Annotated in this window: 14 protein-coding genes; 2 read left to right on the forward strand and 12 right to left on the reverse strand. The window is 71.8% G+C overall.

From position 1 onward, the window contains the following. The first annotated feature begins 69 nt into the window (after window positions 1-69). On the forward strand, window positions 70-1,914 hold the full coding sequence (locus tag DXZ73_RS17150; RefSeq protein WP_116211867.1) for a serine/threonine protein kinase: 1,845 nt from the start codon (window positions 70-72) through the stop codon (window positions 1,912-1,914). Between the two features lie 35 nt (window positions 1,915-1,949). On the opposite strand, the gene DXZ73_RS17155 is transcribed toward DXZ73_RS17150, so the two are convergent. Next, on the reverse strand, window positions 1,950-3,149 hold the full coding sequence (locus DXZ73_RS17155) for a cytochrome P450 (protein ID WP_116211868.1): 1,200 nt from the start codon (window positions 3,147-3,149) through the stop codon (window positions 1,950-1,952). Window positions 3,150-3,396: 247 nt separating this feature from the next. On the opposite strand from DXZ73_RS17155, the gene DXZ73_RS17160 reads away from it, so the two are divergent. Continuing rightward, a complete protein-coding gene (locus DXZ73_RS17160; RefSeq protein ID WP_116211869.1) occupies window positions 3,397-4,395 on the forward strand; it encodes a DUF1259 domain-containing protein in 999 nt (332 codons plus the stop codon). Between the two features lie 25 nt (window positions 4,396-4,420). Here the strand turns inward: DXZ73_RS17160 and DXZ73_RS17165 are convergent, their stop codons facing one another. The 11 genes from DXZ73_RS17165 to DXZ73_RS17215 all read right to left on the reverse strand — a co-directional run bounded on the left by DXZ73_RS17165 (window position 4,421) and on the right by DXZ73_RS17215 (window position 15,245). Further along, window positions 4,421-5,395: an aromatase/cyclase gene (locus DXZ73_RS17165; protein ID WP_116211870.1), complete on the reverse strand. Its 975-nt coding sequence runs from the start codon at window positions 5,393-5,395 to the stop codon at window positions 4,421-4,423. A 94-nt stretch (window positions 5,396-5,489) separates the two neighbouring features. After that, the gene (locus tag DXZ73_RS17170; protein ID WP_116211871.1) at window positions 5,490-5,744 is read right to left on the reverse strand and encodes an acyl carrier protein; all 255 of its coding nucleotides are present in this window, start codon (window positions 5,742-5,744) and stop codon (window positions 5,490-5,492) included. Window positions 5,745-5,755: 11 nt separating this feature from the next. Next, a complete protein-coding gene (locus tag DXZ73_RS17175; protein WP_116211872.1) occupies window positions 5,756-6,994 on the reverse strand; it encodes a ketosynthase chain-length factor in 1,239 nt (412 codons plus the stop codon). Then, window positions 6,991-8,256: a beta-ketoacyl-[acyl-carrier-protein] synthase family protein gene (locus DXZ73_RS17180; protein ID WP_116211873.1), complete on the reverse strand. Its 1,266-nt coding sequence runs from the start codon at window positions 8,254-8,256 to the stop codon at window positions 6,991-6,993. Before DXZ73_RS17180 ends, DXZ73_RS17175 begins: the two co-directional genes overlap by 4 nt. Window positions 8,257-8,308: 52 nt before the next feature. After that, window positions 8,309-8,722: a nuclear transport factor 2 family protein gene (locus tag DXZ73_RS17185; RefSeq protein ID WP_240351382.1), complete on the reverse strand. Its 414-nt coding sequence runs from the start codon at window positions 8,720-8,722 to the stop codon at window positions 8,309-8,311. Between the two features lie 118 nt (window positions 8,723-8,840). Further along, complete coding sequence (locus DXZ73_RS17190) at window positions 8,841-9,338, reverse strand: hypothetical protein (protein WP_116211874.1); 498 nt, start codon at window positions 9,336-9,338, stop codon at window positions 8,841-8,843. 206 nt (window positions 9,339-9,544) lie between these two features. Next, complete coding sequence (locus tag DXZ73_RS17195; protein ID WP_116211875.1) at window positions 9,545-10,456, reverse strand: NmrA family NAD(P)-binding protein; 912 nt, start codon at window positions 10,454-10,456, stop codon at window positions 9,545-9,547. A 69-nt stretch (window positions 10,457-10,525) separates the two neighbouring features. Further along, complete coding sequence (locus DXZ73_RS17200; protein ID WP_116211876.1) at window positions 10,526-11,509, reverse strand: zinc-binding dehydrogenase; 984 nt, start codon at window positions 11,507-11,509, stop codon at window positions 10,526-10,528. Between the two features lie 50 nt (window positions 11,510-11,559). Then, window positions 11,560-13,230 (reverse strand): CocE/NonD family hydrolase, encoded by a 1,671-nt coding sequence (locus tag DXZ73_RS17205; RefSeq protein WP_116211877.1) that lies wholly within the window; start codon window positions 13,228-13,230, stop codon window positions 11,560-11,562. Between the two features lie 21 nt (window positions 13,231-13,251). Further along, window positions 13,252-14,655 (reverse strand): MFS transporter, encoded by a 1,404-nt coding sequence (locus DXZ73_RS17210; protein WP_240351383.1) that lies wholly within the window; start codon window positions 14,653-14,655, stop codon window positions 13,252-13,254. 92 nt (window positions 14,656-14,747) lie between these two features. Further along, entirely contained in the window at window positions 14,748-15,245 is a 498-nt protein-coding gene (locus tag DXZ73_RS17215) for a MarR family winged helix-turn-helix transcriptional regulator (RefSeq protein ID WP_162890231.1), read from the reverse strand. Between the last annotated feature and the right edge of the window lie 80 nt (window positions 15,246-15,325).

Below are 15,325 nucleotides of genomic sequence, written 5' to 3' on the forward strand. Positions count from 1 at the left end.
AATTACTACGTGTAATTCTTTCCGTAGGGGTTGCAGGATAGTCTGTGCGACACGATCACAAGGGGGACCGTGACCGAGAGAGTCCTGGGGGACCGTTACCGCCTCGTAGAACGGCTCGCGGGCGGCTCGATGGGCGATGTCTGGCTGGGCTGGGACGACGTTCTGGAGCGTCAGGTCGCGGTGAAGCTGCTCCGCCCCCTCGCCGACGACGACGCCGGGTTCGACGAGCGCTTCCGCGTCGAGGCCAAGGTCATGGCACGGCTCAACCACCCGGGCATCGTCTCCGTCTACGACTACGGACAGAGCGATGCGCACGAGTTCCCCACCGCGTTCCTCGTCATGGAACTCGTCGACGGCGAGCCCCTGACCACACTGCTGGACCGGGAGGGCCCGCTTCCGGTCCCGCGGGCGCTGGAGTTCACCGACCAGATCCTCGACGCGCTGCACACCGCGCACGAGGCCGGGATCGTGCACCGCGACATCAAGCCCGCCAATCTGCTGGTGCGGGAAGGCCGGGTGCTGGTCGCCGACTTCGGCATCGCCCGACCGGCCTTCTCCCCGCGGCTGACCGCCTCCGGCCTGCGCCTGGGCACCGCCCCCTACCAGGCACCGGAACAGGCGTCACGGGGCGGGGTCACGCCCTCGGTCGACCTGTACGCCGTGGGCGTCGTGCTGTACGAGATGCTCAGCGGCCGCGTGCCCTTCGACGGGGAGACGGCCTTCGAGATCACCCTCAAACACCTCACCGAACCACCGCCGGCACTGCCCGACGACGTCCCGCCCTCGGTGGGGGACTTCGTGCGGCAGGCCCTGTCCAAGACGGCGGACGAACGCCGGCCGGACGCCGCGAGCATGCGCCGCGCGCTGGCCGAGGTGCGGGAGGGGCTGTCCGACGGCGTTCGGGCCGACGGCGTCGTCGGCGTGGGCGCGACCCCGGCCCCGGCAGGCGTGCCCGGCCGGCCACGAGGCGGGTGGAGCACCCGCCGCAACGCCCTGGTCGCGGGGGCCGTCGTGGTCGCGCTCGCCTTCCTCGTCTCCCTGACCGTGAGTGCCGGCAGTGCGGGGGACGGGCGCCGGTACGCGGCGGACGACCCCATCGGCTCCTCGGCGCCCTACCCGCCCGGTCCGTCACGGCCGGGGCGGCTCGTCCCGCCCTCCACCCAGCCTTCCGGCTCCGGGAGCGCCTACCCGACCGGCGGGGCGCACAGCCAAGGTCCCGGCGCCGCCGCCCCCTTGACGCCCCTCGGTCACCGGTCCGGTGCGGCGGGACACCCCGCGTCCCCGCAGGGTGTCCCGTCGCGCGGTGCCCCCGCACCGCCCGCACCGTGGTCGACGCGGCCCCTCCCGCCGCTCCCCCTCGTCCCCACGACCTCGGCGCCGTCCGACGACGCCCGTCCCCCGTCCGTCCTGCCCTCCCCCTCGCGCCCGGAGGAGACCCGGACGCCGTCGGGCGAGGTCGAGCCGTCCCCGCTGCCGCAGCGGGTCCGCTTCCACAACGGCGGCCTCCGTCTGGCCAACATCGGCGGGCGGGACATGAACGGCAGCGAGGTCGCGACCACCAGGACCGAAGGGGACTCCGGCGAGGTCTGGCAGCTCCAGCACGTCGAGACCGACCGAAGTTTCATGGTCACCAACCTGGCCACGGCCAACCGCCGACTGCTCGACATGGACAAGGGGAAGCAGTACGTCCAGATGTGGGAGATCGGCTACGCGCAGGACCACCGGGGCACCCCGGACGGCTACTTCCCGAACCAGCGATGGCGGTTCTACCCCGTGCGCGGCTCGGGCCGCGACTACGCCGTGATGAACGCGGACAACGGCCGCTGCCTCACCGCCAAGGGCGCCGCCGTGCGAGCGGTGGTCGAGGACTGCCGCTGGTCCACCGATCAGATCTGGACCGTCGAGGCCGCCTGACACGGCCCCGGCGGCTCATCCGCCCCGCGCCGCCCTCACCACACCACCGGCAGTGATGTCGGATAGCGCCAGATCGAGGTCGTGTTCCACGGGACCTCTTCCTTCGGGACCGCGAGGGTCAGGTCCGGGAAGCGCTGCAGGAGGGTGCCCAGGGCCACCTGGAGCTCCATCGCCGCCAGGGGGGCGCCCAGGCAGTGGTGGGAGCCCCAGCCGAAGGTCATATGGGGCGGGGCCTTGCGGTCCAGGTCGAGTTCGTCGGAGCGCTCGAACTTCCGCTCGTCGCGGTTGGCCGTCAGATACGAGACGTGGACCATGTCGCCGGCCTTGATCGTGACGCCGCTCAGCGTCACGTCCTCCAGGGCGACGCGCGGGATGCCGACGCCCTTGCGGAAGGGGATGAACCGCAGCAGCTCCTCCATCACCTGCGGCAGCCTCTCGGGCCGCTCGCGCAGCACGGCCGCCACCTCGGGCCGGGTGAGCAGGGTGTAGGAGATGTTGCCCAGCTCGTACGAGGTGGTGTCCTGGCCGGTGATGAGCAGGACCATGGCCATCACGGAGAGCTCCTCGTCATTGAGGATCTCGTCGCCGTCGCGGGCGAGGGCCAGCGTGCTGATCAGGTCGTCGCCGGGGTCCGCGCGCCGCTGGGCGGTCAGCGTGTCGAAATAGGCGCGCAGCTCGGCCTTGGCCTTGACGGCCGCCTCGCGGCCGCTCGCGCCGACGCCCATCATCGTCCAGGCGTTGCGGCGCAGTTGGGTGCGGTCGGCCTCGGGGATGTCGAGGACCTCGCAGATCGTCGTCATGGGCAGCGGCGAGGCCATGTGCTCGACGAGGTCGGCGGGGGTGCCGTGCTCCTTCATCCGGTCCAGCAGGTCGTCCACGACGTACTGGGTGCGCACGCGCATCCGGTCCACGTGGCGTGGCGCGAAGCCCTTGGCGATCAGGCTGCGCAGCCTGCTGCTGGCCGGCGGGTCCATCACGTTGATGGCCTCGGCCTGGATGATCGGCTCGGGCGTCATCCGCGGATAGTCACGGCCGACGACCGCGCTGCGGCTGAAGCGGCGGTCGGTGGTGACCGTGCGGACGTCTTCGTAGCGGGTGACGAGCCATGCTTCGCCCTCTCCATAGGGCATGCGGATGCGGGCGACGGGTTCATCCGTGAGCAGCCGCTTGAGCATGGGGTCGAACTCGAGGGCCTGGGCGAAGTCGAAAGGGCATGTCCAAACGTCGGATTCCATCGCAGGTGCTCCAGACGGGTGCTTGCGCCAGGTGTCCGGCCGGGAAACGGGCCGGTGAGGGCGTACATGCCCATGGTCCCCCGAACGCATGTAACGAAGTACTCGAATTAGCCCGAACAGGTGACAGAGGTACGGAACGCGCTTCCGGGGCCGCGGTGACCACGCGCGGCGCCCCTTCACCCGTCCGCTCCTGTGCTCACGACGCCTTCGCGCACTCGTGATTCGATCTGGTCACGGAGGTGCTCATATGGTCAGTGGAGACCCGCAGCCGGACGGTCGGGCCCGGCGGTCCATGTCGAGGCGGCTGCTGCTGGCCGCGGGCGCGCTCGTGTCGGTGCCCGCCCTGGCGGGCACCGCCGCCGCGACCCGCAACGGGCCCGCAGGCAGCGAGGGCGGCGTCACGACGGTCAAGCCCCTTCCCACCACCGAGGCGGACTGGAAGGACATCGCGGACGTACTGGGCCGCTCGGGCAGCATGGCGCGCGGCTTGGTCTACCACACCGACTACCCGCGCCACGATCTCCACGTGGTCTCCCGCGGCGTCAGCATCTCCCCGGGCCTCGCCCTCGGCTCGCACGTGGCCTTCGTCCGCTACGCCGACGGCAGCACGATGATGATGGGCGATCTCGCCGTCGCCGAGGAGGAGCTCCAGCGCGTGACCAAGACCCTGCAGCGGCACGGGATCGAGCAGACCGCGATCCACAAGCACCTGCTCGCGCAGAGCCCCGACATGTGGTGGACCCATGTGCACGGCCACGGGCGCGACCCGGTCGCCCTGGCCCGCGGCATGCGCGCGGCGATGGACCGCACCGGCACCCCGCCGCCCCAGCCGCACGGCCCGCCGGCGGGCGACCTGGACACCGACGGCATGGACGCCGCGCTGGGCGCCAAGGGGTCCCACTACGGCGAGGTCTACAAGTGCGTCTTCGCCCGCCAGGAGACGATCGTCGACGGCGGTCACGTCCTGCCGCCGGGACTCGGCGCGATCTCCGCCTTCATCTTCCAGTCCCTGGGCGGCGGCCGGGCGGCCCTCAACGGCGACCTCGTGATGGTGGCCGACGAGGTCCAGGGCGTGCTGAAGGCCCTGACCCGCGGCGGGATCGAGGTCGTCGACCTCCACAACCACGGCCTGCGGGACGAACCGCGGCTGTTCTTCGTCCACCTCTGGGCGGTCGACGACGCCGTCCGGCTCGCCAAGGCCCTGCGGAAGGCGGTGGACCTCACCAACGTCAGGACGTTCCCCTGAGGCAAGGGTGCCCCGGCCACGGGAGCTACGACACGGCGTCCCCCGAGGACGGCAGCCCGGTGCCGACCGATCCCGCCCGCTCCAGGGTCGTCATGCTGTTGCGGCCCAGCGCCTCGCGGATGTACGTGCGCGCCTGTGCGAGGGTCGCGTCCGGGCCCAGGACGGCTCCGACGCCCTCCGGGGAGAGGGCGACCGTGTGGCGTGCCGTGGCGACGGGGGCCGTCGGGGAGTCGGTGAAGGTCCATTCGCCGCTGTGGCCGGTGAGGAGCGCCGGCGGGAGCTGCTGCTTGTAGGCGATCCAGCGCGGGCCGTCGCAGACGCGGACGGAGCGGGTCGTGTGGGCGGAGCCGTCGGCCGTGGTCGTGTCCATCTCCATGTGCTGGATGCCCGGGCGCGGCTCCGTGAGGTCGACCCGGGCGACGTGGGGAAGGTGCCTGGGCCACAGGTCGGAGCGGGCGACGAAGGTGTACGCCTCGGTGGCCGTGGTCCGCAGCGGGACCGTGTCGGTGAAGGTGAAGACGATGTCGTCGACGGGGTGGCCCAGTTCGGCGACGCGGGCGAGGGCGGCGAGTTCACGTCCGCTGTTGGTGTCCAGGGCGGTGGTGATGGCGGCCAGGGTCGCGGGAGAGTCGTCGGCGAGGGTGAAGCGGTGCCGGAGGACGACCTCGGTCCTGCCGTCGGCGAGCTCGCGGAAGAGCCAGCCGCCGGACATGAAGGTGACGGGGGGCGTGCTGTGCTCCTGCCGGAAGTGGACGTAGCGGCGGGCGGCGTCGAGGGTACGGCGCGAGGTCCAGTGGGCCACCTCGCCGCCCACCGTGGCCCAGATCTCGAAGCGCTCGGCGCCCTCGGAGCGCTCCAGGTGGCGTACGGCGACGGTCGGTTCGAAGACGGCGGGCCAGCGGGTGACGTCGGCGACCAGGTCGTACAGCGCGGACGCGGGCGCGTCGACGGTGCGGGTGTGCTCGACGCGGTGCAGGCGGTGCGGAGTGACGGCGGGCATGGGAACAGGGCTCTCCCTTACGGCGGACGGGGCGGACGGGGAGCGGGGCCCGCGTGACGCCGCGGGCCCCGCGGTGCGGCAGGAGCGGCCGGCTTCAGGCCGCCCGGACCGCCCCGTTGATCAGGTCGAGCAGGGCGCGCGGCGTCCCGGCGTCGGAGACCGCGTCGTCGGAGACGGAGATGCCCGCCTCGCGCTCGATGGCGGCGGCGCTCTCCATCAGGGCGAGCGAGTCGTACCCGAGCTCCTCGAAGGGGACGTCGAGGATGTCGCCGCTCAGGTCGACGTCGTCGTTCTCGCCCGCGCAGGCGATGAGGACGCGGCGGAGGTCGTCAAGGGTCAGCTGTGCCATGGGGGTTCCCCTCAGTTGTGGGTGTCTGCCGCGGTCACCACGACCGCCGAGTTGAAGCCGTGGCGGCCGCGCGCGAGGACGAGCGCGGACCGCAGTGCCGCTTCCCGCGGCTGCCCGACGACGAGGTCGAGTCCGTACTCCTCGGGCACGGAGCCGGTGTGCGCGGTGTGCGGGATCACCTGGTCGCGCAGGGCGAGCAGGGCGGTGGCCACGTCGGCCGCGCCGCCGCCCGCCGCGAGCCGGCCCGTGAGGGCCTTGGGCGCGGTGACGGGCACGCCGCGCGGGCCGAAGACCGCGCGGAGCGCCTCCGCCTCCACCCGGTCGGCGTCCGGCCGCCCGGCGCCGTCGGCGAGGACGACGTCGATGTCGCCGGGGGCCAGGCCCGCGTCGGCCAGGGCGAGTTCGGCCGCGCGGCGCAGGCCGGAGGGGCGGTCGCTGCCGGGGGCCGGGTCGAAGGTGGCCGCGTAGCCGGCGATCTCGCCGTAGACCCGCTCGGCGCCGCGTTCCCGGGCGGAGTCGGCGTCCTCGGTGACGAGGATGGCACCGCCCTCGCCGGGCACATGGCCGCGGGCGTCGGCGTCGAAGGGGAGGTACGCCCGCTCCGGGTCGGTCGAGGTGCTGACGAGGCCGCCCGCGAGCTGGGAGGCGAAGCCCCAGGGGTCGAGCGCGGAGTCGACGCCGCCGGTGAGGACGGCCCGGGTGCCGGCCCGTACCGTGCGCCGGGCGTGGCCGATCGCGTCGAGGCCGCCGGCCTGCTCGGTGACGAGGGCGGCGCTGGGGCCGCGCAGGCCGTTGCGGATGGAGATCTGGCCGGTGTTCACGGCGTAGAACCAGGCGAACGACTCGTAGACGCTGACGAATTCCGGGCCCTTGCTCCAGAGCTTGTGGAACTCGCGGTGGGTGAAGTCGAAGCCGCCCTGCGCGGTGGAGGTGACGACGCCCACGTCGTAGTCGGCGAGCGGGGAGCCGGGGCCGAGGCCCGCGTCGGCGAGGGCCCGGTCGGCGGCGGCCAGGGCGTAGCGGGTGGAGACGTCGGTCTGCGGCAGCAGCCGGGAGGGCAGATGCTCCTTGGCCTCGAAGTCCTGGATCTGCCCGGCGAGCCGGGACGGATAGCGGGAGGCGTCGAAGCGGGTGATCCCGGTGATGCCGTTCCTGCCGGTGAGCAGCGCCTTCCAGTACTCCTCGCGGCCCAGGCCGCCCGGGGCCACGACGCCGATGCCGGTGACGACGGTGCGGGTGGGGGTGCTCATGCGGCCACCTCCGGGCGGTGCAGGACCATGGCCGTCTGGAAGCCGCCGAAGCCGCTGCCGACCGTCAGGACGGTGTCGACGCGCTGCTCGCGCGCGGTCAACGGCACGTAGTCCAGGTCGCATTCGGGGTCGGGTGTGTGCAGGTTCGCCGTGGGCGGGATGACGCCGTGCTCGATGGCGAGCAGGGAGGCGGCGATCTCGACGGAGCCGATGGCGCCGAGCGAGTGGCCGACCATGGACTTGATGGAGCTGACCGGCACGTTGTAGGCGTGCTGTCCGAGGCTGCGCTTGAAGGCCGCTGTCTCGTGGCGGTCGTTCTGCTTGGTGCCGGAGCCGTGCGCGTTGATGTAGTCGACGGCGGTGGCGTCCAGGCGGGCCTCGCCGAGGGCGGCGCGGATGGCCTCGGCCATCTCGCGGCCGTCCTTCTTCAGACCGGTCATGTGGTACGCGTTGCAGCGCGTCGCGTAGCCGCCGACCTCGGCGTAGATGTGGGCGCCGCGGGCCTTGGCGGCCTCGTACTCCTCCAGGACGAACATCGCGGAGCCTTCGGCGAGTACGAAGCCGTTGCGGCTGCCGTCGAACGGGCGGGAGGCGTGCGCGGGGTCGTCGTTGCGCGAGGTCGTCGCCTTGATGGCGTCGAAGCAGGCGACGACGATCGGCGAGATGGGGGTGTCGGTGGCGCCCGCGAGGATCACGTCGGCGGAGCCCTCGCGGATCAGCGTGACGGCGTGCCCGACCGCGTCCAGGCCGGAGGTGCACCCGTCGGAGACCATCGCGACCGGGCCCTCGGCGCCGATCTCCCAGGCCACCTCGGCGGGCATCACACCGGGCGAGAGGTAGTCGAACATGTACGGCGAGAGGTGGGCGGGGTCGACGAGCCAGTCCCGGCCGGAGTCGGACATCACCAGGTACTCGTTCTCGAGGCTGGTGGCGGAGGCGACCGCGCTGCCCAGGGTGACGCCCACCCGGTGCGGGTCGAGGCCGGCGGTGTCCAGGCCGCTGTCGGCCAGCGCCTCCCGGGTGCAGGCCACGGCGAACTGGGTGGCCCGGTCCATGCGCCGGATCTGCCGCGGGGTCAGGCCCTCGGCGCGCGGGTCGAAGTCGACCTCGCCCGCGACGCGGGAGCGGAACGGCGAGGCGTCGAAGAAGCTGATCTCCCGGGTGGCCGTGCGCCCCTCGCTGAGGAGGCTCCAGAACTCCTTCGTCCCGGACCCGCCGGGTGCGCGGACCCCGATGCCGGTGATCACCACGCGCCGGGTCACGGGGTGGTTCCTGCGGTGCTGTGCATGGTGGAGAACTCCTAGGTGTGGAACATCAGTCGTAGGACACGTGGCGGGACTTGAGGAGGACGGTCTCGTCGTCGGCCACGATCACGTCGTGCACGACGCAGCTGGGCCAGACCTCCGGCCGGTCGCCGGGCCGGGTCCGGACGATCAGGGCGTAGACGGTGGAGCGGAGCGTGCCGTCGTCCTGCGGCTCCAGCAGCAGCTGGCTGAAGTAGTGGCGACGCTGCACCGGGTCGTCCACGTACTTCTTGTTGAACTCGTGCAGTTCGGCGAGGATCCCCTCGCGGGTGCGCGCTGGCTCGGTGCCCGGCGTGTGCTGGAAGACGCCGTCCTCGGTGAACGTCCCGGCGTATTCCTCGAAGCGCCCGGCGTCCAGTGCCTGCATCTGGCGCGCGTAGAACTGCGTGACGCGGGAGTGCAGCTTCTCATCGACCGCTTGCACGTCCTGTGCCTCCTCGGTGCGGTGTGGTGCGGATGGGGCGGGTGTGCTCACGGCCGGGTGGGGGCCGCGCCCGCCGGCCCGTGGTGGGGCGCGTGCCGGCGGGGCGGCCGTCCCCGGGTCACTTCGACAGACGCGTGCCCGAGATGGTGACCGAGAAGGTCTCCAGGAGGTTGCCGGAGAGGTCGTAGCGGCCGGAGATGCCGGACGAGTTGAAGGTGTCGCCTGTGACCTTGCCCGCCTGCTCGGCCTTGATCTGGGAGACCGGCTTGCCGTCGGCGTAGATGTAGTGCTCCAGGTGGAAGGTGAAGGAGCCGTCGCGCTGCTGCTTCCAGGTGCCGCTGCCGACGTAGGCGTTGTTCTCCGGGATCATCACGAAGGTGCCGTCGGCCTTGAAGGTGTAGGTCGGCTCGACGGGGTTGCCGTTGGCGATGCCCTTGACCTTCCACACGCCCAGCAGGGAGTTGTGGGTGGTGGCGTCCGAGGCCACGTGCGGGGCGGCGGTGCCGGTGTCGGCGGCGACCGCGGCGGTGGCGCCGAGGCCGGCGACGGCGGTGACGACGGAGGCGGCGAGGAGACCGGCGCGGGTGGCGACGCGGCGGCTGCGGGAGATGCTCATAGGGATCTGCCTTTCGGGGAGAACCTGAGGACCTGCGGGGGAACCGCTGCTGGTTCCCGGCGAGAGGGAGTCTTCTCAAGTCCCCTGGAGGCTGATTCAAGTCGCGGTGGAGTACGGGGCGTTGCCCGCGCCGCGGCATGACAACGGCGGGCCCGGCACACTGCCGGACCCGCCGAGGCGTCACTCATTCAATGCACAGCCGGTTGTCAGGCACCCGGCGCGTTCTGCCGGACGAACTCCTCCACCGAGGTGGGGACGATCTCCGGGTAGCGGTCGTTGTCCAGGGAGTCGAACTTCGCCTTGCCGGTCACCATGCCCCACTGGTACTGCAGCGCGACGTAGTCGAAGGGGTTCTGCGTCTGCTCCGCCTGGCGCTCGATCTCGGCCCGCAGCTCGGCGCCCGTGCCGAGCGTGCGGAATTCGAGCGTACGGCCCGTGGCGCGCTCGACGGCGGCGTGAAACTGACGCATCGAGAGGACCTCGCCGGAGAACCGTACGGCCCCGCCGGCCAGGGCCGGGTCGAGCACGGCCGCGGCGGTGAAGGCGGCGGTGTCCTTGACGGAGGTCAGGTCCATCGGCTGGTCGGGGTCGCCCCAGTGGGAGAAGGTGTTCTTCTCGAAGTCCACGATCTGCATAAAGGCGATCATGACCTCCATGAACGCCCCGTTGAGCACGGAGAGCACGGAGACCGGGGAGCCCGCGAAGCGCTCGGCGGCCTTCTTGCGCATATCGATCATGAAGTTGTCGGTGTAGTCGAGCTTGAAGATGTCGATGGCGAAGTCGGAGGGCACGAAGCGGGAGACCCCGGCCTTCTCGGCGGCGCGCAGCAGGTTCTCCTGGCCGTCGACGATCACCTCGGGGCCGCCCTGGACGGCGGAGACCACGGTCCCCACGCCCCTCAGCGCACCGGCGAGCTTGTCCACGTCGTCGGTGATGTCACCCTCGACGAGCTCCAGGCCGCGCTCCTGAAGGGCGCCCAGCGCGGCCTTCTTCTCCGCGTCGATCCCGGGGCGCACCAGGGCCCGCACGCTCGCGCCGCGGTCCAGCAGGTTCGCGGCGATCTGGCTGCCGAGCAGTCCGGTCGCACCGGCCACCAGGATCTTTGCGTCTGTTGCCATGTCCCGTTCTCTCCTTGTCGATTTCATCAGTGAACGTCGAATCGGTCGGATAAATAAGGGGCGTCGCTCTCAGGGGATGAGCAACGTCTTTCCGACGGTGGCCCGCGACTCGACGGCCGCGTGCGCGGCCGCCGCCTCCGCCAGCGGGAAGCGCTGGCCGATGACGGCCTTGACGCGCCCGGCCACCGCCAGGTCGAGCACCTCGGTGACCAGCTCACGGGCGTGGTCGGGGCGGCTCCATACCTGGCCGGCCGTGAAGCCGGTGAGGGTCAGGCCGCGGCCGAGGAGTTCCATCGGGCCGATCTCCACGGGCGAGCCGCTGGAGAAGCCGAAGGTGACGAAGCGGCCGGTGCCGCCGGTGAGCAGCCCGAAGGCCGTCTTCGAGACGGGGCCGCCGATGTGGTCGAAGACCACGTCCACGGTGCCGCCGAGCGCGGCGCGGACCTGGTTCTCCCAGGCCCCCTCGGAGTAGTCGACGGCGACGTCCGCGCCCAGCTCCTTGATCAGGGCCAGCTTGTGCTCGCCGCGCGCCGTGCCGATCACGGTCCCGACGCCCGCGGCCTTGAGCAGCTGGACCAGCAGCGTGCCGACGGCGCCGGCGGCGGCCTGGACGAGGACGCGGTCGCCGGGGCCGAGGCGGGCGGCGCGGATCAGTCCGGCGGCCGTGCAGCCGTAGCGGTAGAGGGCGAGGGCGTCCTCGGTGTCCAGCCCGGCGGGGATCTCGATGACCGAGTCCGCCGGGACGACGGCCTTCTCGGCGTAGCCGCCGGTGGCGACGGTGCTCGCGAGGACGCGCTTGCCTATCAGGTGGGTGTGCTCGGAGGAGCCCACCGCGCCGACCGTGCCCGCGAGTTCCTTGCCGAGGACGACGGGGAAGGGCGCGCCGCCCAGGACGCCGCCCATCTTCCCCGAGCGGACCTGGGTCTCCAGGAACTGGACCCCGATGGCCGCGGCGTCCACGGTGACCTCTCCCGGCCGGGGGGCCGGCGCGGTCACCTCGCCGATCCGAAGGTTCTCCGGGGGGCCGAACTGATGCAGCAGTACCGCGCGCATGGGTGTGAAACTCCTTGTGGTGGGCTGGGATCGATTCCGCTCGGCCTCGGTCAGGCCGACGGGATCACCGGGATCAGCAGGTGGGAGTCGTGGTCGCCACCGCTGTGGATGATGTGGTCGCCCGCGTTCCGCGTGGTGCGGTGGCCGGGCAGGACCCCGGTCATGTAGTCGCTGCCCTGGACGATCAGTTCGAGCTGCTCACCCGCCTCGAAGAGGGTGGAGGACGGCCAGATCTCGATCTCCACGGGCACCGGCACGCCCGGCTCCAGCCGCTCCTCGCGATCGTGGGTGTGCCAGGGCTGCCAGGGCGTGGACCGCTCCGCATCGAGGGCGCGGTGGCTGGCCCGCTGCCAGCCGAGGGCTATCGGCCCGTCGTCGTAGAGCGCGAAGAACGGGAAGGGCACGGCCTCGCCCGAGCGGTCGATCTTGCGCAGGACGACGAAGAGGTCGGCGTCGTCGGAGCCGTCCGCCTCGATCCACAGCCGCAGCTTGGCGTGGCCGGTCAGCCGGGTCCGCTCGGTGAACTCGTGGCGGAAGCGGGCGCCGTTCCCCTCGCCCTGCGCGGGGTAGCGGAGCGCGGTCGAGGTCTCCGACGGCTTCTCGTCGAGGGTGGCGGCCGCGGTGTCGAGGTGCAGCGGGGTGTAGGCGGTGCGGGCGATGGGCCACTCCGTCTCCTGCGCGAACTCGCCCACGGAGTGGCGCTCGCGGACCTCGGTGAGGACCTTGGGCCGCCGCGTCCAGCCGTTGTCGACGCCCTTGAGCGCCCACTCGAAGAACAGCCGCTGGTTCTCCAGGCTCTCCGGCTCGTAGTAGTACTGCCATGTCTTGCGGCCGTGCGCCTCCAGCCACTTCTGCGGCGAGGAGATGGCCTTGAAGCCCTCCAGCGTGCCGCGCCCGTGCAGGCCCTGGTTGGACCAGCTGGCGACCACGTACGCCGGGACCTCGATCGCGGCGAGGTCGGCGACCTTGGCCTGCCAGTAGGCGTCGAAGAAGGGGTGCTCCTTGTGCAGGGTCTCCAGGTCCTCCACCCGCGTCGTGGAGTAGCCGAGGCTGCGCCGGGCGAAGGTCTCCATGAACCCGGTCTCCGGGATGCCGCCGTGGTAGGCGATGTCGCGGTAGAAGTCGGTCAGCCCTTCCCAGGGGTTGATCGCGGCGAGGTGCGGCGGCCGGGTGGCCGCCACCCGCCACTGGGCGATGCTGAGGTAGGAGACGCCGGACAGGCCGACCTTGCCGTTGGACCAGTCGCGGGTGCCCGCCCACTCGATCGCGTCGTGGAAGTCCCGGGCCTCCTGGTCGGAGGCCAGGGTGTAGTCGCCCTTGGTCCACCAGGTGCCGCGCGGGTCGACGTACATCAGGGCGAAGCCGTCGGGGCACCAGAACTGCGGGTCCGGGGCCTCGATCGCGGTGTACTCCGACAGCTGCTCGTGCCGCACCCCGCTGGCGACGCTGCGGCTCGGCGCGGTGGTGCGCCCGCCGTGCTTGCCGTACGGGCCCCACGCGATGATCACGGGGAGGTCCTCGGCGGTGTGCTCGGGGCGGTAGACGTTCGCGTAGAGCTCCGCGCCGTCGCGCATCGGGACCGCGACGTCGTAATCGATGCGCAGGCCGTTCTCGGTGACCGAACGGGGGGCGAATCCCGGGTAGTTGCCCTCGGCGAGGGGGTTCGGTTCGCGGAACTTCAGCGGTGCCGAAGCGGTGGGCTGCTCACTTTCGTTGACCATGTGACGCTCCTTGGGACTCGTTCAATTCCGGTGCCGTGGCAGCACCAGCGCGGATATCGCGCCGACCGCGACGAAGGCGGCGGCCACCACGAAGGCCAGGCTGTATCCGGAGACCATGGCGTCGGCCGTGGGGCCCGCGCCCGTGGACTCCGAGTGGATGCGCGCGGTGGAGAGGGTGGTCAGCACCGCGAGGCCGAGCGCGCCGCCCATCTGCCGCGAGGTGTTCAGCAGCCCCGACACCACACCCGCGTCGGCCGGGGCGACGCCCGAGGTGGCCGCGGCCGCGACGGGGGTGAAGACCAGCCCGACGCCCAGGGACATCAGGATGCCGGGCAGGACCACCATCAGCAGGAAGTCGCCGTGCGGCGTCAGCTGCGCCTGCCACACGAAGCCGGCGAACGCGCTGAGCGCTCCGGCGAGGATCAGCGGCCGGTGGCCGAGCCGGTGCACCAGGCGGGAACTCAGCCGGGCGCCGACCATGACCATGACCGTGTGCGGGATGAAGGCCAGCCCGGCCTTCACGGGGCTGAAGTGGAGCACGTCCTGCAGATAGAGCGAGACGAAGTACCACATCGACAGGAAGGCCGCGTTCATCAGCAGGCCGACGAGGTTGCCGCCGGTCACCGACCTGGAGCGCAGCACGCCCAGCCGGATCAGCGGCACCGCGGCGAAGCGCGTCTCGATCGCCACGAACAGCCCGAGCAGGGCGATCCCCGCGATCAGCGGTACGAGGACGCGCGCGTCGCCCCAGCCGTGGTCCGCGGTGCTCACGATGCCGTAGACCAGGGCCATCAGGGCCAGGGTCACGGTGATCGCGCCCGCCACGTCCAGGCGCCGCGGCCCGTCGCCGCGGCGCTCCTGGAGCGCGCGGGCGGAGGCGATGATCAGGCCGATGCCGATGGGGATGTTGACCAGCAGCACCCAGCGCCAGGACAGATAACCGGTCAGGACGCCGCCGCTGATCGAGCCGACGGCTCCGGCGCCGCCCGCGACCGCGCTCCACAGGCCGAGCGCGGCGGTGCGGCGCGGCCCTTCGGGGAAGGTCGTGGTGAGCAGGGCCAGTGTGGCCGGTGACAGCGCGGCCGCGCCGACGCCCTGCAACGCCCGCGCCGCGACCAGGACTTCCGGGCCGGTGGCGAGTCCGCCGGCCAGGCTGGCGAGGGTGAAGAGGGCGATGCCCGCGATGTAGACGCGTTTGCGGCCGAAGAGGTCACCGGCCCGCCCGCCGAGCAGCAGGAAGCCGGCGAAGGTCAGGGTGTAGGCGTTGACGACCCATTGCAGGTCGGCGGGGGTGAAGCCGAGGCCCTCCTGGATGGAGGGGAGGGCGACGTTCACGATCGAGACGTCCAGCAGGACCATGAACTGGCCCAGGCACGCGAGGGTGACGATCACCCAGGGTGCGGCCGGCCGACGCCCGGCGGGCAAGGGGGAGACGGCCGTGGGAGGGGCGGTGGGTAACGCGCCCTCTCCCGTTCCTGACTCCGGTTGCGGGGCGCTTAACGGGCTTTTCACCGGGCTCAGTACCCCCGTTTCTTGATCTCGTCCGCGAGCGCCTCCAGGCTGTCCGCCAGATACGCGACATCGGGCGCGTCCCAGTCGGTCATCAGCTCGGCGACCGCCCGCGCGCGGGCCTTCCAGAGCTTGGTGATGGCCAGCCGGCCGGCCCGTGTGACCTTCACCAACTGCGCCCGGCCGTCCGTGGGATCGGGCGAGCGCTCGATGAGGCCCTGCTCCTCCAGCCGCTTGGCGGGCGGGGTGAGCGTGGACTTGTCGACCTCCATGGCCTCGGCCAGCACCGAGAGCCGCACGGGCCCGCCGTGGGAGATCTGGGCGAGCAGGGTGTAGTCCCCGAGCGGGAGTCCGAGGCCGGAGTCGGCCATGATGCGCCGCCGGATCGCGGTGGAGAACATCCAGTTCCCCACGACCGCGAGGGCGCCCGCCACCCGTCCCGTCTCCTGCTCGGTGCTCGCCGCGGGGGCATCGCCCGACGTCCGCGCAACGGTTTCTTCCCGCACTGCCTCCCCCTCACAAGTTGGTTGGCTCCCACCAACTATCCATCATGTCTGTGCTGCTGCGCAACAGCATTCGCAACAAG

Source organism: Streptoverticillium olivoreticuli subsp. olivoreticuli (assembly GCF_003391135.1).
In the GTDB taxonomy this organism is placed as follows: Bacteria; Actinomycetota; Actinomycetes; order Streptomycetales; family Streptomycetaceae; genus Streptomyces; species Streptomyces blastmyceticus.

Excerpts from the sequence above, each read along its gene's own strand:
- DXZ73_RS17155 (WP_116211868.1), bottom strand. The coding sequence starts at position 3,149 with ATGGAATCCGACGTTTGGACATGCCCTTTCGACTTCGCCCAGGCCCTC.
- DXZ73_RS17160 (WP_116211869.1), top strand. The coding sequence starts at position 3,397 with ATGGTCAGTGGAGACCCGCAGCCGGACGGTCGGGCCCGGCGGTCCATG.
- DXZ73_RS17165 (WP_116211870.1), bottom strand. The coding sequence starts at position 5,395 with ATGCCCGCCGTCACTCCGCACCGCCTGCACCGCGTCGAGCACACCCGC.
- DXZ73_RS17170 (WP_116211871.1), bottom strand. The coding sequence starts at position 5,744 with ATGGCACAGCTGACCCTTGACGACCTCCGCCGCGTCCTCATCGCCTGC.
- DXZ73_RS17175 (WP_116211872.1), bottom strand. The coding sequence starts at position 6,994 with ATGAGCACCCCCACCCGCACCGTCGTCACCGGCATCGGCGTCGTGGCC.
- DXZ73_RS17190 (WP_116211874.1), bottom strand. The coding sequence starts at position 9,338 with ATGAGCATCTCCCGCAGCCGCCGCGTCGCCACCCGCGCCGGTCTCCTC.
- DXZ73_RS17195 (WP_116211875.1), bottom strand. The coding sequence starts at position 10,456 with ATGGCAACAGACGCAAAGATCCTGGTGGCCGGTGCGACCGGACTGCTC.
- DXZ73_RS17200 (WP_116211876.1), bottom strand. The coding sequence starts at position 11,509 with ATGCGCGCGGTACTGCTGCATCAGTTCGGCCCCCCGGAGAACCTTCGG.
- DXZ73_RS17205 (WP_116211877.1), bottom strand. The coding sequence starts at position 13,230 with ATGGTCAACGAAAGTGAGCAGCCCACCGCTTCGGCACCGCTGAAGTTC.